The organism is Pedobacter sp. R-06 (assembly GCF_049913135.1).
Lineage (GTDB): Bacteria > Bacteroidota > Bacteroidia > Sphingobacteriales > Sphingobacteriaceae > Pedobacter.
Genome location: NZ_CP183977.1, coordinates 3,154,955 through 3,175,493 on the forward strand (window position 1 = coordinate 3,154,955; position 20,539 = coordinate 3,175,493).

Here is a 20,539-nt window from a genome sequence, read left to right on the forward strand (position 1 = left end):
ATTTAAGTCAACATTAGTATTTACGGTTGCGCAACACTTCCCTTGCGATCTCAAGGTCGCTATCGGGGCTCCATTTTTTGATGCTGGTTTCCTGTGCCTTAAGTTTCCTTTGAAGCTGGCCTTGCGACATGAGCCGCTCAGCAGTTGCAACCCTTGTTGACCAGATCCCTAATAGTCTGCGATAATCATTGAGCATGCCATGATAGGAAAGTATCCTGGCACCACGGTCCTGATTACTTTTTCTGGTCAGGTCAAGGCGCTCACCGAGCATCTGCATTTCTGCACTATACCAGTCAAAACTCCCCTCACTGATCAGTTTGGCCTTAGTGCCGGCAGGAAGTCCCTTAAGTATCATCAAAGGATCAAAATCAGTCACCGGCCTTAACTGCCTTGAATAATAAAGGAGCCAAAGCGGATCTGTTGCAGATAACAGACCCGAATGCGCCATGATTTCATCTTTTGCAACATTTCCCAGGGAATCTGACTGAAGCTCATAGGAACGGTCGGTATCCTTTTGGACTCCTGCAAGGGAAAGGCGCTGCAACTGCGGGCCCGCCCCGCCCAACGGACGCAGGTCGGTTTTGGGATAATTGGGGTGCAGTCCCCAGGTCAGCCAGTAGTAGGGATTAATGCCCAGCCATCCCGATGTTGGGGTAAATCTGGAACGGTCCCATTGTTTGAAAACCATCCGTTCCTGCTGATAGGTTATACTCTCATCCCTGATGGATTTCTGGGCATTGCTAAAACTAGCGGAAAGAAACAGTGTCAACGATATTATAATAGATTTTGATTTTTTCATTTTTTTAGGTATTTGGAGTTTCTGATAATGTCTTCGACCATTGAGCGGTCCTGGTTGATAAAGGATGAAAAGGGATTAACTGAGTTGAATACCCCTTTTATTTTAGCATAGTACATCGCCTTCCACGCTCCATATGTAAGTCCTGAAAGAATGTGCAGTTCGGTATTGATTTTTTTGAGAAGTTCATCCCTTGATGCATGATCCATAAGTATACTGCTTCCGTTTTTGAGGATAAATCCAGACACTTCACCATAGAGTCTTGCCGCACGTGAATTCATATCACGGTACATTTCTTCTGCAAAAAGCAGCAGATAAGGTTCTGATCTGGCCATTTCAGCCATCTGCATTGAATAATTTAGTATATCCAAACAGACCGCAGACATATTTTTAACCATGAATCCCCCTTTCAGGGCAGAATTGATGTTGGAAAGCCCATCGTAAATAACCGTCTGAGCCGCGACAACGGTGGCGCAGTTGAGGTTGATCTGTTTTAAGCTTCCGTTTATTCTGTCCAAATATTCCCTGTGGGTCATTTCTGCGGCATTCCTGACGATTGCATTCTCATTGACAATCCCAAAATGCCTTGAATCAAAAACCACCCGCTGTGCATGTGATCCAAAAGAAAAGCTACCCAGTATGAAAACAGATACCATCACAAATAATTGTTTTCTCATCTTTTTAGGAATTTGGCGTTTCGAATAATGTCCTCGACAAGCGAGCGGTCCGTGTTGATGTAATCTGAAAATGGGTTTAGCTGGTTAAAAAGGGACTTTAAATTCCCATAAGATAAAATATTTACCAGGCCAGAGGAAAGGGCCCGAATCTGGGACAGCTCATCAAGAACAAAATCGAAGAGTATTTTACGGTCTGTAATTTTCATCTGGTTTAGCGCCCCGATGCTAGCTGAAAGTCCGATAAGAAATGAAAGAAGATCCCTGGACCTGGAAAGAAACTCAATTTCTGTCTGATAGACCAATAAGAGCAAAGCCGGATCCCGGTTTGCCAATTCATATAACTTTGTCTGGTTTTGGGCAATATCTCCCACCATGGGAACAGCTTTTAGTCCTATATCAGTAGCTATCATTGCCGTTCCTATAAGGTTGAACCTGCTTTGGATCTCGCGGTAACTACTCTTAAGCCGAGCCAACAAAGTCTTATTGGCCTGTTCATTTATGGTATTCTGTGCCTGTCTATCCCTTGCATTCTGCTGCTTTTCGTTTTCGGATTTGGAGTCCGCTACCAGCTGGTGGATACCGGGAATATTCAATGCCTTTTGTTGGCCATTACCCCCAAGAAGACATCCGAAAACTAAATGGATGATGATGATAAAACTTTTCATTTTTTTAGGTGTTTAGCTTCTGTTATTACCTGGTTAGCAATCCTGACATCCATGTTGATCCAATCCGACCAAGGGTTGAGAGCAGCGAAAAGACCTTTCATTTTTGCCCAGTACATAGCCCTGTGCATCCCATAAGCGGTACCACGCAGAATCCGCATCTGTGTTGCGATATGATTGAGCAGTTTTGACCGCTCACCCGCATCCATCAGGTTTCCCTTTCCGCCTTTTAGTACAAAGGCCCCGACTTCGGTGCCAAGCGATAGCGCCCTTGCCTTAAATTCTCTTGCGCCCTGCTCCGCGAAAAGCAACAGAACAGGATTGGACTTTGCCAATGCTACCGTCTTTTCTACATCCCCTACAATATCAATCCCGATCTCTCCGATCTCCTTTACAGATATCAGGTTGTTCATCACGGCGGCAACCTGGGTAAGTCCCTGATAGATCCTATCCTGCATATCATTCACTATTAGCAACTGTCCGGTAACGGCGAGCTGTCCTTTTGAGATCAGGCTAAGGTTATCGTTCGCCCTATTTAACTGGCCATTGATTACTGAAGCATGACCTGCGATTGCGCCAGAAGTCAGCGGATCGACATAAAGCGTTTGGGCCGACACAAAAAGGCAGGGCCAGGCCATTAAAAACAGAAATATTGTTTTCATATCTAAATTGATTTGTATTAAAGTTTAACTCATTAGTTGTTGTGGAGCAAGATTCACCGAAGTGACAAATTCCCCTATGGATAGGCGGCTCGCTCTCAGATCTGAAACAAATGCATCAAGTGCATCAGGATAGGATCCAAACCTTGAAACGTAACTTTCTACTGCCAGTTTCTCCGGCTTTTCTGTGGTGTAGCAAAAATACTGTTCAGTTGATACCTCTACCCCATAAACCTCACCAATCGCCCCACGTCTGATATACACTTCTTTAAAGCGTCCTCTGCCAGACCGGTTATCAAGTTGGTTGATGCTGAAAATCTTCTTCTGTTCAGTATCACTGATCGAAAGCAGTCCTGCAATCTCCTTATAGTTATCCTTGAATTTGGACTGATCCAACAGGATGACGGTATCTGAAGAGCTGACGATTGTATTTTTTACAATCTCATTTCCAATGATATCCTCTAGATCCTGGGTAACGGTAATGATCTCTCCCCAAAATTTACGTGCCGTTTTATAAACAAAAACCAGAAAGCCTGCCATCAATGGAGAAGAAATGGATTTCCATGCTTCCTCTATCACGAGTGCTTTCCTAAACTTATTGCGGTGCCTAAGCTTTTGAACATAAATATCCATGATGATAAGGGTAACGAGTGGAAACAATATTTTATGTTCCTTCACATTGTCTATTTCGAATACAATGAACCGCTCATTTAACAGAGATGTATCACCGGGTTTATTAAGTATTGTACCAAATTCCCCACCAACGTAAAATTTCTTGAGGATAAACCTTGCCTCATCAAAATCAAATGGAACAGATTCTTCTCCCATGATCAACGGGATTTTGTAGAGTGCAAATTCATAAAATGAATCAAAACACAGTTTTTCAATTTTTGGCACTCCATCTACAGGACTGAACCAGTTGGCATAATATGCACTGATCACATTGGACCAGATATCCCTTTCCAACTGTGTGGCCGTACCATCCTGCCCTTTAACACACAGGATAATAAGGGTTGAGAGAAAATCCTTTTTTTCGAGATTATACTCTTCTTCGCTTATTGCAAAAGGATTCATCGTGATCGGCTTCCCGTCGGAATATGTGATGTATTTACCGCCAAAGTAACTGCATAGCCCAGAATAAGAATGTCCGGTATCAATAATCACCACATCCATGTTGTAAAGCTGATATTGCTCCAGGAGTGAGTTCATCATGAAAGATTTCCCTGTACCTGAAGGCCCGAGCACAAATTTATTGCGGTTATTGATCCTTCCCGTTACCATTGGCAGATCCTCTGGATCAATCGCCATTGGGATACCTTTCCTGTCGGTAAAACGCACTAAAAAAATAGATTCCTCATCCTTTTGAGGTGCATCTTTAAAAAACAGGCAAAGGGCTGCTTCTGCAGTAGTCAAAAAAAGATCATAATTTTTAAGTTCAACTGCATTTCCAGGTAGACAGGACCTAAAAAGTTCCATTTGGTTATAAGCATTTTTTGACGGCACTATACCGATCTGAAAAAGAGCACTTTCTATGAAGTTGCATGACTTTTCAATGTGTTCATTCCTTGCACAGACCACAACATTAAAATGCGCCCTGGTTACTATGTGGTTATCTCTTGCAACGTCATCCAGTAACATTGATATATCTTCAACACAGATGCTGTTGACCGGATCGGGTATCCCAGAGTGCCGCTTCTTTTTCAGTTCGAGCCCTGATAGCACTTTCAACTGGGAAGGGACATCAATCACCTGGTTATAAATAATACAATCAAATTCAGGTACCCTAAAAAGGAAAGACAAAAGATCTACGGGAAAATCTCTGTTCTTCCCACCTTCCGAAAGATGGCCATGGACCGGGATCTCCTGTGGTAGATCGATCTGATCAATGTCAACAAGGGAAATACACTTTATGGTCCGCTCGCCAAGACCGATGCCGTTTTCTCCTGATCTATAATTCTCAAGTGAGACCGTTCCACCGGAAAAATTCATCGCCATCGTCCGCAGAACAAGATTATTGATTTCCCTTTCGCGCAAAAGAACAGGCAAAGTGCCCCCTGCTGCCAGTATATCCATAACCTTAGCTATAGTCTGCCGGAAATCCCGCATCGCTTTTTTATCATATCTGTAAAAACCGACCGTTCCCGGTTGTTTGGTAATTACAAGATAGGTCAGCAGCCTATTGAAAGTACGGCCGGCGAAATGTCTGTTATAACTTTCCTGAAGGTATTCTTTTGATTGTCCACTTTGATAAACCGCTTTTGAAATCACGTCGATCTTCTGGACAATATGGCCCTCGCCGACAACCCCCAAAAGGTTCATAAAAAGAGAATGAAAGGCTTCATAACCATTTGCATCTGCCCCATATTGTCCTACGGGGTTTTGGATACCCAAGACTATTGAAAATTCACCTTTAAGACCATATAACAGATCTTCCGAGATACCGGGATCAACGCCCAGATAGGGAAGCTTAAATTCTTTCTTGCCTGACATATCTATAGATTTTTTGAAGGTTTACTGGGTGGATAAAAATTCCGTTCAGCATGTTTTTATCATATAGGCCTCTTTTCTGCCGGGTTGCCAACCAGAGAAATCCTGAAACAATAAGCCCGATCATTAGGAGGGCACCGAGGTACATATTCACTGTTGCCATAATAATGGCTCCCAATACCAATGAAGAAAGCAATATCCCCAGGCCCCAGTATATAAATCTGCCCTTAAAGCCTTTGTAGGTAAGGGGCCTTTGCAGTCCCTTGTAAACCTGAAACTTTTTGGCTTCCATATTAAAGGCCAAAAAAAGCTTTAACGATCAGTGAAGACAGCACCAGAAAAAGGCATGAACCTCCCCAGCCCATCAGTTCCTTATTAATATCCTGGTCTCCGCTGTTCCATTTGGAATATACCCTGATCCCTCCTACGATACCAACAATGCCACCTATGACAAGGGCAATATTAGAGGCCGGATCTACATAGGTCTTCAGGGTTGTCGTCGCGGTATTAAGCCCGTTAACTCCACTCTGGGCCGCCGCATAACCAACGATGGTCGTGAGGTACAAAAAGATAACAAACCGGATGTTCTTGATTTTTTTCATAACAATTTGATTAAAGGATGAATGGATGTAAATAAAAAAAGCCCTTAAAGGGCTGTAGATTTAAAGATCGAAAACTTAGATACCGAATAACTGCGATAAAAAAGCTCCGGTCAAAAGCACGAAAATGGAGGAGAAAAACCACGCTGGAATATCTGTTCCCACATCCTTTCCCATCTGCCATTTGTGATAGATCACGACTGCCCCTATCACTGCTATCAGTGCTGCCAGCACATATGAAAGATCGCGCATTGAAAAGAAAGAATTTCTGATAAGGGAAGTAGCCTGTTCCATTTCAGGCAGACCAGGCTGGCCTATGCAAAACAGAGGAAGTACAACCAGGGGCAGCAGGAGAAAAACGCGAAACCGGGTCATGGCTAGAAACTTACCGACCTTGTGTATTCGATCGACTCATCCTTGGCAAGTTCAAAGAGTTCCCTGATAGAAATTCCACCAGAGGCTACAATCGGTGAATCCGACGCATCCCCTTCCCCTTCTCCGATAAAGTAGTCGATCTCTGAAAATCCGGGGTCGAGGCTTTCGATTTCTATTTTTTGTGGAAGATCGGCGGTGGAAAATCCGACCGTTACCAGGCTATTGTTTTCAGCATCTCCAATGCTGCCGGCTCTGGAATAATCAAAAAGCAGGTTGGCTCCGTAATAACAAAAGTAGGCACTGGCGAGATAAATTATAAATTGTGTCCATGTCATAGTTCAAAATTTTCTAGTGATTGTTTTATATATGTTTTGAGTTCGGGGTGCTGTTGAAATATATAATGGATAGAAAAGGCAATAAAACGGTTCATATCAATTCCTGATGCCAGTTTAAAGCTGTTCAACAGTTTTACTGTCTTCACATCCAGTCTTGGATGAAGCATGTGTGTATTTCCGGAGCAATCAAACCTTGTCATAGCCTCAAGCAGGCCTATTGCACCATTAATGGTTTTCTTCTCTTTCCCTTTTCCCTTCTGCGTGACCTCCTTGGTTCTACCTGTATATTTTAGCACCGTATCGGCCGGCTCCGTTATTGATCTTCGGAGTTCATCCGCGATCGAAATGATTTTCTTTTCCATAGTTGTGTATTTTGTTATCCGGTGTTGCTGGCTATATGGCTTTCATAGATTTTTTCAAATACGGGAAGGATGATCGGATAAAGTACAAGGGGCGTTTGAAAGGTACTTATACGCTGAAAATCAACACGGTCAGAAATTGCCGTTGTAATGGTTCCAAAGCGGGCGAGCTGAAGCTCTACCTCGGTCTGGGTTTCATATTTTACATTTCCCTTGACCCTGTTGGGAACAAAAAATACAGGAATATCTTTATTGATCTTCTTCAGCACTACCGAAAAAAGTATGGTGGAATCAAAACTGAACTCATCATAAGAAAAAGGGCAGAACACAAGATCCGCAGATGCAAATACCGGCATCAGACCATCATCATCAAGTTTGCCCGGGAGATCAATGATTACGATATGGTCGGGACTTTGCCTGAGCACAGTGAACATAGATGGAAAATGTTCTAAGCCTGCGGCGATGATCTCGTAAGGATCTGTATGCTCCAATATTTTAGCTTTTTCATATTTCTGTGCAAGAGACTGTTGGTAATCCATATCGATTACTGTGACCTTTCGTTTTTTGACCAATGTGAGAAAATTTGCAAGTAGTAGCGTGAGCGTACTTTTTCCAGCACCTCCTTTTTGGTTTCCGATAATTATTAGCATGACAAATGGTTTAAGTTTAACGTGTATTGGTGCGGGCCTTGCCCTTTCGCTGACGGTTTCTGCCAAGAATGGCCTCGTCGTCAATATCTTCAGTCAGATCAGGCAGGTTCAAAACCGATCTATCAAAATCCGAAAATTCCATTGAATCGATATTATCCTTAATTTTTGGGATGTTTTTGATGTTGTAATTTTGAAAGGTGTCTGTCGAGGGTTGATTATCAGAGGTTTCTCCAATAAGTGTTTTGAGTTTTATGATTTCAGAACCTTTAAAAACATTTTTCTCCGCATGGTCAATAATGGTGTATCCATATGGTGGATATTCTCCTGAATAATGGAAAACAAGCTGGATGCCAAATTTTGAATGAAGAAAGTCGCCCAAGTCTGAGCCATAACGCATTCCTGAATGAAGGGCCTTACTGTCTGATTTTTCAAGGTCTTGGATCAAAAAACTGTATTTCGGTTTATATTTTTCAATGATCCCCCTAAGTTGGGCTGATCTCTGTATGTTTCTTTTGTCCGTGGCAATAATTTTATCAATCTGTACAAGATCTATTTCGGATATCTGCCCCTCTTGGCCACTTATTTTTAACTTGTCATTTTCTATGCTGGTACTGAATCCCTTGATCTCAAAGAGTAGCTTTAATTGGGCCAGTGTAGAAAAGCGGTATTTTAGCATTTTATCAGTTATGGTTCTGATATCCGGTTTGGTGTTCTGCCCCAAGGTCTCTGAAAGTAACCTGATCGCCCTGAGTTTTTCGTAGGCAGAGGATATCTTTTTGCCAGCCTTGTCTATTCTGGTTGATACCGTATGAACATGGTTGTTTTTTGTGTCACTATGAAAAACAATCAGGTAGGGATTTTTGCCATACCCCATCTTTAAAAGCCAATTTTGGGCTATCCTCGTTAGTTCCTCTTTTAGCGTTGATCTGCCCTTAGCTGAAATAACGGCGTGGAACTGTGGTTTACTGACCCTTTTATTTACAGAGGATACTGCTTTAAAATAATTGATATAATCAGTAGGCCGGAGCTCGGAAAGCATCTGAAGCATCCCAAAGTTAGAAACATTGACCAGTTCTCCTTTCCCCTGCTCAATCTTATCGGTATTGTAACTTACGCCTGAAAAACTCGCTGTCGAGGAAAGTATCTTTACAATCATATATCTGGATATTTAGTTATTTAGTCCGGAATATACCGGGATAGATTGCCATTTCAGTAGCTAAGATCTTTTATAACCAGTTACATTGCTATAGTAGTTCAGTGTTAGCGCAGTAACAGGATGTTAAAGTAACATGCTAGATAGTAATCCAGCGAACCACATAGATCGATAACAAAACAACAGTAGAACCGGACAACGGTATTGCATTAAAGCTAAGTAACCGGTTATATATATAACCTAACGGGCTAAAATTTTTCAATCCTGGTTTTTAGAATCAGGAAACATCCCCCATTACTTACCTGATAGCCTGATTATCCTCCGGAGTAGTATTTCCAGTCTTTTTTGGATATCCTGATAATTGCCCAACAGTATATTGTATCTTTCAACAACAACTACGGAAAGAATCCCCTGGCGGTTAAGCGTATTTGCATATCTGGCAAGTTGGTTGATATTGTTCCCTGCCCTATCCATTTCAGTACCTATCTGATCGAGTGCGCAGATTAGCTGCCGGGCATTGACCACCACCAACTGAGAACCAACAAGTATTCTATTTCTGATCAGGTCCGTTTTTTTAACACCTAATGACTTTTCAAGATTCAGTATTAGTTCATATTCTTCCTTGGTAAAGCGGACATCAATTTTTTTATCCCTTTTTCCTAATAGCATTGGTGGCCTACCACAGAGTCTTTTTTTCATAGCTTCAAAGAAATCTTACAAAAGAAAACGAGCCGCGAGTTTTCTCTCCCTTAAAGGTGGGCAGAACGCAGTGAAGGCCAGTCTTTAAGGCAAGATACTTTTTGGCGGTAAGGAAATTCCAAAGGAATTTTCGTCGGACAAAAAGACATCTTGCGTTTAATAAAAGCAGAAGGATATATAGCTTATTAGACAATCAACATCCGGATCTCTTCCAGATAACGGATAAGGTTTACTTTATAATGGTTCTTTGACAATCTATTATGGGTATCTTTAACCATCCATTCGGTTAAAAATACCAACATAACCACCAGTCCCATCGCCTTGGCTACAACCGATAGTATGTCCATCACACTATCAAATTTTTCTTCAGGCTTAATAGGTGTAATGAGCTCGAAGAGCTTAGGTATCACAATACCGATAAAAAGTATAAAAAATGTGTAGAAGAGCTTTCCAGAGAAGAACCTGTATTTTGGGACTGATGCCTCAAATTTAAGTGAGCTTATGATATGCTCTATTTTATCTTTCTTAAGCGACCCGCGTTCCTTTAAAAAAAGATAAACCCTGATGACCCTAACCCCTTCAATACACCGAAACCCTTCATCAAAGATTTCCGATGGGCCAGAACCAAAAACCCTATCGATAACCTGTCGGGTAAATTTAGTACTGTTTTTCTGAAAATAGTAAAAAAAAGGTATCGCAAGTGCCAAGGTTACCAATTTCCAGTTCTGTCCACTCCAGGCTGAAATATTCCAGAACACGAAACCGATGATCCCGACAGTAGGTAAAAAAAGTAAGATAAGCACCGTTTTCTGCCGACTGGAAAATGACCTAAAGAACATGTTCATCCAGCTCAGTTCCAGTTCTAATCTTAATAAATTTTGTATCAACATTCCCGAAGAGACAAAAAAACATTCAAAACCTCAAACCTGAATGCGATCAAAGGATAATAACTTAAGCAGACACCCTTTTCCAAGCTTTCGGCTTAGCCGCAAGCTATATGTTTCTGAAAACGGGAACAAAGAACAAAAAAAGGGGCACATGGCCCCTTGATTACCTAAACTAAATACAAAACAAAGTCTTCGGTAGATCGGAATTACTCACGTCAGTCCATACGGACCGGGCCCTCGCCTGCCCCTGCGTTTTCGTGATATTGATATGATCTCAACTTCGCAGGATTTTCCGCTCCCCACGGAATAATGCTTCATTCCATTATGTCAAAGAACAGATGCCGAAGGCATCCTAGCGTTCATGCCACAGGCAGATTGCTGATCTTATTACTTTTCAGGCTACAGCCCCGGTTTCAATCATCGAATACCTTTTTAGTAAAGCCTCATTGGTGCCAACCAAAGGCAGTGATAGTTATAGCTTTGAAACAGGTTATGTGGTTTCATTGACCAAACGTATCCAGTTATCTATGGGGAGAAAAATTTTGAGCTGAATTGGACTAAATCGGGCCCTTTTTGAGCTACTCATGAGCCATACCGATTAAAAAAAAGTATTGTGAGACAAGCTGTACAAGGTCTAGAGTGGATTTTGGAAATAATAACAATCTGGGGATTCGGTATCAGTGCGGCATTCCCTGTCGTCCTATATTCTAAATGATCCTGCAAAGATTATCAGAGCAACGATTCACAGCTCAATGAAAGTATCATTTTTTAGATTTTTTGGGGATCAATTATTTTTGATCGAACCGATCGGACAACATTGGTATTAAAATCCGCTATTCATCAATGAGAATAACCATTGTTTGACAATGTACATGCTGCACCAATTTTATTATTTCCACATCAAACTGATCTAAATCACTCTGTACCACGGCTATCAAAAATTGAAAAAAAGCACAGTGTATATCAAAAAAAACAGCCAAAACTGAAATAACCACCAAATAACAACCTATAAAGCAGAAAATTTCCGTAAAAAACGACATCCGTTGCGATAAAAAATTATAATAATGAGTTTTACATAAATAAAAACCAATCAAAATAACCATAGGTTATCCGATTTTATAAACAGCCATGACAACATTAACAGCAAATAAAATGTCTTCTGCTATGGAGGGGAAATTCAAGCACTTATCACTTCTGGTCGGCAACACCCCGATGCTTGAGCTCACCTATAGTTACCAGGGCGTTGTAAATAGAATTTATGTCAAATGTGAACATTACAATCTAACTGGCAGTATTAAAGATAGGATGGCGCTTTACACCCTAAAAAAAGCTTATGCAGAAGGTAAGATTAAACCTGGGGATAAGATTGTTGAAGCTACCAGCGGCAACACTGGGATTGCATTTGCTGCAATAGGTAAGGCATTGGGGCATCCGGTTACCATCATTATGCCAAACTGGTTGAGCAGGGAACGCATTGACATCGTTAAAAGTCTGGGGGCCGAAATCATTCTGGTGAGTAAAGAAGAAGGCGGTTTTATCGGTAGCATTAAACTTGCAGAGTTTATGGCGGCGAACAATCCTAATATTTTCCTGCCCAAGCAATTCGAGAACATCGCCAATCCTGAGGCCCACGAGCATACTACAGGTAAAGAAATCTGGGAGCAATTGTGGCTAAAAAACCTTTCACCTAACGCTTTTGTTGCGGGTGTGGGTACCGGAGGGACCATTATGGGTGTAGGTAATTTCTTAAGAAAGCAAAATCCGGACATAAAGATACACCCATTGGAGCCTGCAGAATCGCCAACCTTAACTACCGGCTATAAAGTGGGCAGCCATAGGATCCAGGGCATTTCCGATGAATTTATACCTGAAATCGTTAAACTGGCCGAACTGGATGACGTGATACAGGTAAACGATGGCGATGCCATACTGATGGCGCAAAAACTGGCAGAAAATCTCGGCCTGGCCGTTGGCATATCTTCAGGTGCGAATGTAATCGGCGCGATCAAACAACAGCAAAAAATGGGTACAGACAGCTGTGTGGTGACCATCTTTTCTGACAGCAATAAAAAATATTTAAGTACCGATTTAATGAAGGATGAACCGATTAAAGCCGGGTACATTACCCCTGAAGTAGATTTTATCGACTATCAGGCCTTTAGCAGATTACTTTAACCAATATAATAAAACACAAAATGAAAAAAATCACCTTTTTATTCTGTGTTGTATGCCTGATCAGCCTCAGCGCATACAGCCAGATTTTAAAACCGGTAACCTGGAGTTACGCAGCAAAAAAAACAGGACCAACAACCGCAACTGTATTTATAAAAGCCACAGTAGACCAGGGCTGGCATCTATATTCGCAGTTTGTTAAAGATGGCGGTCCGGTTAAAACAACCTTTACCTTTCCATCATCGGGTACTTACAGCTTAGTTGGCAGTACAACCGAACCAAAAGCGGTTACCAAGTACGAACCCACCTTTAAGATGGATGTAAGCTATTTCGAAAAATCGGTAGTGTTCCAGCAAAAGATTAAGTTAAAAGGCAAAACTGCTGCCGTTAAAGGCAGTGTAGAGTTTATGGTATGCGACGACAAACAATGTTTGCCACCAGAACAGGTGGATTTTAGCATTCCTGTAAAATAAGTTTGGCAGCGCATATGATATCCTTAAAAAAAATCTGTCTCGGGTTGCTGTTCTGCTGTGCAATATCCTTAAATGGATACGCACAGGACAGCACCAGTACCGACGACTTAACTTTTACAGAGATTAAACCGGAAACGGTTGATAGCACAGTTAAAGCGGTTGATACCAATCTGAAAACCACAGTTAGTAAGCTTACAGCTGTTCAAAAAACTATTGTCCAACCAAAAGAAGAACACAAAACCCTATGGGGAATTTTTATTGCAGGTTTTGTTGGCGGTTTAGCGGCCTTGCTGATGCCCTGCATCTTCCCCATGCTGCCCTTAACGGTAAGTTTTTTCACTAAAGGATCAGAAAAAGGAAGGGCCTTTCGGCGTGCAGCGCTTTATGGCTTTTTCATCATCCTTATTTATGTGGTGCTTGGCCTTTTGGTAACGGTAATTTTCGGTGCGGATGCACTGAACAGCCTGTCTACCAATGGCATCTTCAATTTCTTTTTCTTTTTATTACTCGTTGTTTTTGCTGCTTCATTTCTGGGAGCGTTCGAAATTACCCTTCCCTCTTCATGGGTAAATAAAATGGATGCCAATTCGGACAAGGGAGGCATTGCAGGATTATTCTTCATGGCCGGAACATTGGCCCTGGTATCTTTCTCATGCACCGGACCTATCATTGGCACCTTACTGGTACAGGCAGCAACCACTGGCGCTTTGTTAGGCCCGGCTATAGGCATGTTTGGCTTTTCGCTGGCACTGGCTATTCCTTTTGCCTTGTTTGCGTTATTTCCATCTGCCATGAATAAACTGCCAAAATCTGGCGGTTGGTTAAACAGTGTAAAAGTAGTGCTGGGTTTTCTGGAGCTCGCTTTTGCATTAAAATTCTTGAGCAATGTTGATCTGGCCTACCACTGGGAATGGTTTGACCGCGAAATATTCTTAAGCCTTTGGATCGTCATTTTCGGGATGATGGGCATCTATCTTTTGGGCAAACTGAAGTTTGCACATGATAGTCCGCTGGCATTTATCTCAGTACCGAGGCTTTTTCTGGCCACAATAGTATTGGCATTTACGATTTATCTCATTCCGGGCATGTGGGGAGCACCTTTACGCAGTGTATCGGCTTTTCTTCCACCACAGGAAACACAGGACTTCGACCTGTACACCGCCAGCTTATTGGCTGGAAAACAAGCTTCAACAAATGATGGTCCGCATAAATATGCCGATAAATTCCATGCCCCGTTAAAGCTGAACGCCTATTTCGATTATAATGAAGGTTTAGCCGCTGCCAAAAAACTGAACAAACCTGTGCTGATTGATTTTACCGGCCATGCCTGTGTAAACTGCAGAAAAATGGAAGCCAATGTTTGGCCGGACAAAGATGTATATAAAATGATCAGCAATGATTATGTACTGATCCAGTTATATGTAGATGATAAATCGGAACTGGCCCCAGAAGATGTAGTGATTACCCCTGAGGGAAGAAAGCTCAATACCATTGGCAAAAAATGGAGCGATCTACAGGCCAGGAAATTTCAGTCCAATTCGCAGCCTTTTTATGTACTGCTCGATCCTAAAACAGAAACACTACTGGCACAACCACAAGGTGCTGATTATGAAATAGCGAACTACAAGAATTTTCTGGAAGGTGGGCTGACTGCCTTCAACAAATAGAGAAAAGAAACTGCAGGTTTTAGAAGTCCTGCAGCGTTTAATTTTAGTTAATTGGTTTTGATTTATTTCAAAAGAAGGCATTGCTGGATAGCATGCCTTCTAATTTTAACTAAAAGAATTGCGCAAAAGTATTTGCTCCATAAAACGTTAGGCCCTGGTAAAATACCAAGGCCTAACATTTCCCAAAACAGTAACTTTAATTATTTTGCTGTATTTTTTTTCTCAGTAACCTCAGCTCTGATTTCCTGTGCCAATACCTTTAGGTCCTGCATTGCTTTACGAACACGTGTTCCAGCGGCAGCATTTCCGCCATCATAAAACTTTGCAACATCTGCCTCTACTGAGGCAATAACTTCCTGTACCTTTTTAAATTTGTCCATGTTGTTCTTTTTCGGGGTAAATCACCCATTTTAAAATTCTGTTGATTGTTCCGCTTGTATTAAACGGGACACAAACATAAAAAAAACAGTGGGATTGACATAGCAGCAAATGATAACCCGATATGTTATACCCTCCCCCTACGCTTACTTTCCCGGTACTCGTTCAAAAGCTGGCTCTTATAATACCTATCACCACCGGGAGATTTCTGGGGCCTTAGCGTCCCCTCTTTCACTTTTCTTTTATAGGTACTCTCACTGATCCCCAGATAATCCTTAACCTGCTGACGTCCCATCTGAGGGTCATCCTCAAAAACGAGATTGCCATGGTATTTGCTATTATAAACAAGAACCAAAATATGGTGTATCTTCGACAGAATGTCTAAAAGAGCGTCGATCTTATTCATGGGGTTTTCGTTTAGTGTAAGATTTAAGCTTATTTCGCAACAGTTGATTAAGAGCGGGAACACATTGCAAGCACAGCAGTACAACATCCGTTGATGTCGGATCTACCATTCTGCAGAACCACCTTAAAACACTTAATACCAGGCAAATAAAATATTATCAGAAATAAATGTCAAGTTGCGCTCTGGTTACCAGATTCAGCAACCATCAATTTCAGGCACCTAAAGGCCTTATTTTCAAGAAAGATGTTTCTATTCCCCATCCAAACGGGATCTTTCACGTTCTCAAAACAATGTCTTACGGTCTAAACAGCACCCCTTACGCAGTTTCGTGGTTTTTGCAGATTCAAAGACTTAAATTCTGTACCTAAAATCAACAATCTCACATGGATTTTGAACTTTACGCTTTAACTGAAATGGTCAGGAGATGCGCTACGGCTACAGCTCCTATCTCTTTTGATCGTGGGACTGAACAGGATTTCGAAAGTGAATGCAACCGTATCCTGCTCTCTCTTCACAGCAACATTGCAGGTACAGAACCAGGTACTGCCAGGGCGTACCTCTATCAGCACCAGATTGGAATAATCAATATTTTCAAACGGACCGAGGATCAACTCTTGGAACCCGGTACGGATAATGGAAACGCTAACCTCTTAAAAGTATACCAGAAACTTCTCCTAGAACTGCTAAATGAGATCAGAAGTTCATTTCCCAATTACTTTGACAACCACTCAGAAGTCCCAAAGTACCTGATAAATGATTTTAATATCAAGCATGGGCACAAATTGACGTTCTTATTGGACTCGACGAAGAAAAAAGGGCTACCTGAAGATCTCACTGAACTTCTAAAGGAGATCTTTTGGGTAAAGTATCCGAATCTGATTGAAACAACCTTTTCCAAGATGGAGTATTTAACAAATACACTGGCCGTACTTCTGGATATTATTGAAACAGATACAGAGCTTGAGCCGCTGGGATTGATAACCGATCTTATTTCACTGGAATTTAACCATCCAGTTTTTTACAGTTTTTGCTGTGGTTTTATCCTTGGACAGATTGAACTGGTAGAAAATATCTCTGATCAGTTCCATACCTTACAGTTTCTTTTAAAGAAAATTGAACAGCTACAGCCTATTTCAGTTTCAGTTTACGAACCAAAACTTCCAGGAGTGAAAGAAGCATTAATCCGGTTTATTAAATCCGAAATTTCATATATCAGGTCGCTGGATTTTTTATCAGAGGAACTTTCCTCAGGTGGATTGATGGAAAAGAATTACCGTGTAAGTTTTACGGTAAGACAATTGGCAATTTTTATCCATCTGCAGGTTGAGACAGGAATAATCCTCGTTGATAAACCTAGACTAATACATCAGTATGCATCCAGGCACTATAGCACACCGGAAACAACAAAGATCTCTGAAAAAAGCTTCAAGAACAGTTACTATGGAAACTCCGCCGATGACCTTGAAAAGGTAATATCAAAGATTACCCATATGCTAGTAATGGCTCAAGAAAAACTATAGAAATTAACAAGCTTAACAATCAAGTCCGTAAATCCCCCTATGTTTCTAAGAGATGGGTCAGATTATGAAGTTTGAGAAAACTTACAAATTCATAGTACCAACGTTCACTATAATCTTCCCGTTCGTGCAAAGTCAAGAGTTCAGATGAGATGATATCATTTAGGGTAAAAAAGCCCATCAGTTTACTTCTCAATATAAAACTTTCCGTCAGAGCAACTTCTGCAATCGGCAGGTTCAAAAAATCAAGCGGGTCTTTCTTTGGAGATTCCATAAATACGCGGGTTGCCTGCCATCCGTTTCAGAGGAACCGCAAAGAACCTACAACACAAGATAAACAGGCACCCACGCATAGCGCAGGCAACCGATCTATTTTTCCTGTGTTGTTCAAAGTTTTGCGGTTTTCTGAAACAGTCAAATAGCAATTGCTACAAATATTTTTGATTGTAATTTATTACAACATGGTGCAAATATAAATGATTTTCCCAGCAAAGTCCCATTAAAACGCAAATATGGACCATGGTTGCTGGGGGTTGCTAAAACAGCAACTTGACAAAATTCTAAAAGCCTGTTTCTTTATAAGAAAATCTAATGATCATGGAAAAAGAAATCTATTTTGAAAAAATGCAGGCCCACTTAAAACCTTCTATTGGACTTAAGGCCTATCTGAACTATATCCTCCAGGAGGATGATTTTAAAAGAAAAAAGACAATTAAACTCTCGGACAAACTCTTCGATACACTGATTTTCATCGAGTCCGGGACACTTAGGATCTATTCACGAAATGAAGACGGAGACACAACCATTATTTTCTGGTTTAAGAAAGTTTTTCTTCCCCATATGGCCCTACTGCAGCAATACGCCACCGATGAATTATATGTTGAATTTCTTGAGGATTCGAAAATACTAAGCTTTCCACAAAAGCATATTCCGAACCTGTTCAAACTTTTCCCTGAGTACCGGGAACTCGAGGCCAGAATATATCAAAGCCATATTTCAAAAATCCTACAGCATTCCTCCGCCCTGGCCCATTTAGATACACTGCAGCGCTACGAGCAGTTGATGGAAACCAACCCAGAATTGTTCAACCTTTGTGAACTGAAGAATATTGCGAATTTTTTGGGGATCCATCCAAAGGTTCTCAGCCTTTTAAGATCAAAAGCTGCAAAAAGGTAATAAATATTACCTGAAAATAACATCTCAATTCTAATTGGGCAATATATATGTACCCTAAAAAAAAAGTTCAGCGCGAAATTTACATCAGCATTAAAGTAGGAAGTTTAACCACTACAAACCTAAAAAAACATTATGGGTATAAAATTATCTCAGAACATCTACAGAACAGGTTATATATTACTGATCCTATTGTGGGGAACCACAGCAGCAAGCAAACTGGGTGATCTGAAAGGCTTTCAGGCAGATCTGGATAAACAGGTATTTACAGTTGCCTTTACCTCGTTCCTTCTATTTGCTGTACCTGTTTCAGAACTCATTGCCGCTCTGCTATTGGCATTCGTAAAAAGCAGGCTCATTGGCCTTTTTTTATCCCTAATACTGATTGCATCCTTCACGATCTACATTATCCTAATCCTTGCAGGATACTTCAATAAGGTTCCCTGCAGCTGTGGCGGGGTACTAAAACTGCTGGGATGGAAAATGCATCTGTTATTCAATCTATTTTTTACAGCAATAACCCTATTAACCATATATATCCACTTAAAGCGGGAGGTAGGTGACAAAGAGTAAATAAGCGAAAATGGAACCTGGTCCGTTCCGATATGTCTAAACCAATCGATCGAAAGACCAAGACAACCAGATCAGAAATAACCTTCCCGTCAGATAAGGGAAATCTTAAACTAAAAGTTATGTTAAAAAAGTTAAACTTAGGCCTTGTAGCCCTTGTATTAGGGTTCGGTCTTACATTTACAACAAGTGCATTTACTACAAAGTTCACTACACAATGGGCCTATCAGCCTGATGGGGACAATGATCCAACGGATTTCGAAAAGTATGTCCATACCAGTACTCCATCGGACTTATGTGCGCCTGGTGGCTTCCCTTGTGTAATTACGGTTCCTAGTGAGGTGACTACCCCAGAAGCACTGGAAGAATTCCTTGAGGGAAAAAGTACAGGAGAAATCTTAGCAATATCTACTGGAAGGTCTCCTGAGCAATAAAACCAACCGAGCTACGAAAACCGTGGGCCAGGCCCACGGTTTTCGTATTTTATCTTTTATTGGGTGTAATGTTGCCTAGGGCTACAACATCCTCAGGAATCTCCAGGGCATACCGGGGATCATTGGCCGCCAGGCTGTAAGTAACTCCTGCAATAGACCTTTTCAGATTAATATCTGCCCCTTCCATATTGAGCCTTTTCAGATCTGACCAACGGATATTCCTCATAGTCAACTCCTTCCTGCGTTCGTTTAGGACAAGTGTCTTTATATCTCCTGCATTTTCCAAGGTGTAGGGACTGAAAGTATTGGTCCTGTAGCGCTTAACCAATAAAGCGTTAAGATCATTAAGCGCCAACTGGAATTCCCCTTTTCTTGCTAAACATTCAGCCCTGTTCAGCAAAATCTCATCAATTGCAATACCGGGAAACAAGCCGGTTGATCCTGTATAGCTACCTCGCCATCCATAGGTTCCATTATTGTTGTTCCTAAAATACAATATCTTCCTCAGATCGTCTGCGGCGTAACTGTTATACAGTTCAGGAACGATCTTCGCGCGGGTATTCCCCAATATCGCAGGAGTTCCATTATAACAATCAAAAAGAACCTCACTATTGAATCTAATGAAAGGAACTGTCTTTGTGGAGTTAACCGTATTGTAATCAAGCAGGTTATTACTGATCCGTAAACATGAATCAGCGTATAATAATGACAGGTCATATTTTCTCATACCCAGGTATACTCTTGACAAAAGGCCGAGAGCAGATTGCTTGGCCGGTCTCACCGGACTCGGGGGTAAAAGTGGAAGAAGGGCCGATGCCCGGTTCAGATCAGAGAGAATATAATCATATCCAGTCTGTACATCGGATCTTTCAGATCGGATATTAAAATCCGTTGATTCCCTAATGACCATTCCAAGGTCATTTCCTGCAGTTTGGGAATTGTAGGCTACCGACCAAAGGTGAAGGATACTATAATATGCCCTCCCCCTGTGGAAATACGCCTGTCCAAGGATATTGTTATATCTGGTTGCATTCTGCCCGGTCTTTTCGATCTTAGCGATATTCTCAATAACCGTATTGGCAAGATAGACTAGGCTGTAGAGGTTCTGCCAATCATTTGGAGAAGACGAATTGGCGAAGAGGTGATCTTTTTGCCATAGGTAAAGTCTTCTTTCGCGGTCCTGTGAAAGGCTGTTGAAATCAGCATCTGTGAGATAAAAATCATCTGAACTGATTTCTCCCGCCGAAGGATCAACCAGGCTGACCAGGTTTTCGCTGTTCAGCAATGCCTGAAGGTCATCCAGATTCTCCGGGACAGCCAGCTTTTTATCTGATTTTTCATCAAGGAATTTTTTACAACCGATAAGTGATAATACTACCAATATCGCAATAACACATATATTTTTCATAAC

The 20,539-nt window shown here is 41.4% G+C and carries 25 protein-coding genes; 7 read left to right on the plus strand and 18 right to left on the minus strand.

Features of this window, described 5'->3' with window-relative positions; all coding sequences use genetic code 11:
• Window positions 1-13 precede the first annotated feature (13 nt).
• The 14 genes from ACN9MR_RS12945 to ACN9MR_RS13010 form a co-directional block, all read right to left on the minus strand.
• Entirely contained in the window at window positions 14-799 is a 786-nt protein-coding gene (locus ACN9MR_RS12945; RefSeq protein WP_426330082.1) for a hypothetical protein, read from the minus strand.
• A complete protein-coding gene (locus ACN9MR_RS12950; RefSeq protein ID WP_426330083.1) occupies window positions 796-1,473 on the minus strand; it encodes a hypothetical protein in 678 nt (225 codons plus the stop codon). Before ACN9MR_RS12950 ends, ACN9MR_RS12945 begins: the two co-directional genes overlap by 4 nt.
• A complete protein-coding gene (locus ACN9MR_RS12955) occupies window positions 1,470-2,138 on the minus strand; it encodes a hypothetical protein (protein WP_426330084.1) in 669 nt (222 codons plus the stop codon). Before ACN9MR_RS12955 ends, ACN9MR_RS12950 begins: the two co-directional genes overlap by 4 nt.
• On the minus strand, window positions 2,135-2,797 hold the full coding sequence (locus ACN9MR_RS12960) for a hypothetical protein (RefSeq protein WP_426330085.1): 663 nt from the start codon (window positions 2,795-2,797) through the stop codon (window positions 2,135-2,137). The genes ACN9MR_RS12955 and ACN9MR_RS12960 overlap by 4 nt, the downstream gene beginning before the upstream one ends.
• Window positions 2,798-2,821: 24 nt before the next feature.
• Window positions 2,822-5,284: a TraG family conjugative transposon ATPase gene (locus ACN9MR_RS12965; protein WP_426330086.1), complete on the minus strand. Its 2,463-nt coding sequence runs from the start codon at window positions 5,282-5,284 to the stop codon at window positions 2,822-2,824.
• The gene (locus ACN9MR_RS12970; RefSeq protein ID WP_426330087.1) at window positions 5,262-5,573 is read right to left on the minus strand and encodes a plasmid transfer protein; all 312 of its coding nucleotides are present in this window, start codon (window positions 5,571-5,573) and stop codon (window positions 5,262-5,264) included. The genes ACN9MR_RS12965 and ACN9MR_RS12970 overlap by 23 nt, the downstream gene beginning before the upstream one ends.
• A gap of 1 nt (window position 5,574) precedes the next feature.
• On the minus strand, window positions 5,575-5,883 hold the full coding sequence (locus ACN9MR_RS12975; RefSeq protein WP_426330088.1) for a DUF4134 domain-containing protein: 309 nt from the start codon (window positions 5,881-5,883) through the stop codon (window positions 5,575-5,577).
• 75 nt (window positions 5,884-5,958) lie between these two features.
• Window positions 5,959-6,255 carry a DUF4134 family protein gene (locus ACN9MR_RS12980; protein ID WP_426330089.1) on the minus strand — a complete coding sequence of 99 codons (297 nt, stop codon included), beginning with the start codon at window positions 6,253-6,255 and terminating at the stop codon, window positions 5,959-5,961.
• A 2-nt stretch (window positions 6,256-6,257) separates the two neighbouring features.
• Window positions 6,258-6,590 (minus strand): hypothetical protein, encoded by a 333-nt coding sequence (locus ACN9MR_RS12985; RefSeq protein ID WP_426330090.1) that lies wholly within the window; start codon window positions 6,588-6,590, stop codon window positions 6,258-6,260.
• Window positions 6,587-6,952, minus strand: coding sequence for a hypothetical protein (locus tag ACN9MR_RS12990; protein WP_426330091.1), 366 nt, complete (start codon window positions 6,950-6,952; stop codon window positions 6,587-6,589). Before ACN9MR_RS12990 ends, ACN9MR_RS12985 begins: the two co-directional genes overlap by 4 nt.
• Window positions 6,953-6,966: 14 nt before the next feature.
• Window positions 6,967-7,599 (minus strand): ParA family protein, encoded by a 633-nt coding sequence (locus ACN9MR_RS12995; protein ID WP_426330092.1) that lies wholly within the window; start codon window positions 7,597-7,599, stop codon window positions 6,967-6,969.
• A gap of 16 nt (window positions 7,600-7,615) precedes the next feature.
• Window positions 7,616-8,755 (minus strand): relaxase/mobilization nuclease domain-containing protein, encoded by a 1,140-nt coding sequence (locus ACN9MR_RS13000; RefSeq protein WP_426330093.1) that lies wholly within the window; start codon window positions 8,753-8,755, stop codon window positions 7,616-7,618.
• 291 nt (window positions 8,756-9,046) lie between these two features.
• Window positions 9,047-9,451 carry a plasmid mobilization protein gene (locus ACN9MR_RS13005; RefSeq protein WP_426330094.1) on the minus strand — a complete coding sequence of 135 codons (405 nt, stop codon included), beginning with the start codon at window positions 9,449-9,451 and terminating at the stop codon, window positions 9,047-9,049.
• Between the two features lie 185 nt (window positions 9,452-9,636).
• Window positions 9,637-10,341, minus strand: coding sequence for a hypothetical protein (locus ACN9MR_RS13010; protein WP_426330095.1), 705 nt, complete (start codon window positions 10,339-10,341; stop codon window positions 9,637-9,639).
• A gap of 1,125 nt (window positions 10,342-11,466) precedes the next feature.
• Between ACN9MR_RS13010 and ACN9MR_RS13015 the strand changes: the two genes are divergently transcribed.
• From ACN9MR_RS13015 to ACN9MR_RS13025, 3 genes are read left to right on the plus strand one after another with little or no spacing between them, the layout of a single operon-like run.
• Window positions 11,467-12,513, plus strand: coding sequence for a PLP-dependent cysteine synthase family protein (locus ACN9MR_RS13015; protein WP_426330096.1), 1,047 nt, complete (start codon window positions 11,467-11,469; stop codon window positions 12,511-12,513).
• A 20-nt stretch (window positions 12,514-12,533) separates the two neighbouring features.
• The gene (locus ACN9MR_RS13020) at window positions 12,534-12,983 is read left to right on the plus strand and encodes a protein-disulfide reductase DsbD domain-containing protein (RefSeq protein ID WP_426330097.1); all 450 of its coding nucleotides are present in this window, start codon (window positions 12,534-12,536) and stop codon (window positions 12,981-12,983) included.
• Between the two features lie 14 nt (window positions 12,984-12,997).
• On the plus strand, window positions 12,998-14,650 hold the full coding sequence (locus ACN9MR_RS13025) for a protein-disulfide reductase DsbD family protein (RefSeq protein WP_426330098.1): 1,653 nt from the start codon (window positions 12,998-13,000) through the stop codon (window positions 14,648-14,650).
• A gap of 200 nt (window positions 14,651-14,850) precedes the next feature.
• Here the strand turns inward: ACN9MR_RS13025 and ACN9MR_RS13030 are convergent, their stop codons facing one another.
• Complete coding sequence (locus tag ACN9MR_RS13030) at window positions 14,851-15,030, minus strand: histone H1 (protein WP_344851764.1); 180 nt, start codon at window positions 15,028-15,030, stop codon at window positions 14,851-14,853.
• 125 nt (window positions 15,031-15,155) lie between these two features.
• Window positions 15,156-15,434: a helix-turn-helix domain-containing protein gene (locus ACN9MR_RS13035; protein ID WP_426330099.1), complete on the minus strand. Its 279-nt coding sequence runs from the start codon at window positions 15,432-15,434 to the stop codon at window positions 15,156-15,158.
• Between the two features lie 383 nt (window positions 15,435-15,817).
• On the opposite strand from ACN9MR_RS13035, the gene ACN9MR_RS13040 reads away from it, so the two are divergent.
• Entirely contained in the window at window positions 15,818-16,954 is a 1,137-nt protein-coding gene (locus ACN9MR_RS13040) for a hypothetical protein (RefSeq protein ID WP_426330100.1), read from the plus strand.
• Window positions 16,955-16,991: 37 nt separating this feature from the next.
• On the opposite strand, the gene ACN9MR_RS13045 is transcribed toward ACN9MR_RS13040, so the two are convergent.
• The gene (locus tag ACN9MR_RS13045; protein WP_426330101.1) at window positions 16,992-17,225 is read right to left on the minus strand and encodes a hypothetical protein; all 234 of its coding nucleotides are present in this window, start codon (window positions 17,223-17,225) and stop codon (window positions 16,992-16,994) included.
• Window positions 17,226-17,548: 323 nt separating this feature from the next.
• On the opposite strand from ACN9MR_RS13045, the gene ACN9MR_RS13050 reads away from it, so the two are divergent.
• The 3 genes from ACN9MR_RS13050 (at window position 17,549) to ACN9MR_RS13060 (ending at window position 19,128) form a co-directional block, all read left to right on the plus strand.
• Window positions 17,549-18,127, plus strand: coding sequence for a Crp/Fnr family transcriptional regulator (locus tag ACN9MR_RS13050; protein WP_426330102.1), 579 nt, complete (start codon window positions 17,549-17,551; stop codon window positions 18,125-18,127).
• Window positions 18,128-18,259: 132 nt separating this feature from the next.
• Window positions 18,260-18,697, plus strand: coding sequence for a MauE/DoxX family redox-associated membrane protein (locus ACN9MR_RS13055; protein ID WP_426330103.1), 438 nt, complete (start codon window positions 18,260-18,262; stop codon window positions 18,695-18,697).
• A 119-nt stretch (window positions 18,698-18,816) separates the two neighbouring features.
• A complete protein-coding gene (locus tag ACN9MR_RS13060) occupies window positions 18,817-19,128 on the plus strand; it encodes a hypothetical protein (RefSeq protein ID WP_426330104.1) in 312 nt (103 codons plus the stop codon).
• Between the two features lie 49 nt (window positions 19,129-19,177).
• Here the strand turns inward: ACN9MR_RS13060 and ACN9MR_RS13065 are convergent, their stop codons facing one another.
• The gene (locus ACN9MR_RS13065; protein WP_426330105.1) at window positions 19,178-20,536 is read right to left on the minus strand and encodes a RagB/SusD family nutrient uptake outer membrane protein; all 1,359 of its coding nucleotides are present in this window, start codon (window positions 20,534-20,536) and stop codon (window positions 19,178-19,180) included.
• Window positions 20,537-20,539 lie beyond the last annotated feature (3 nt).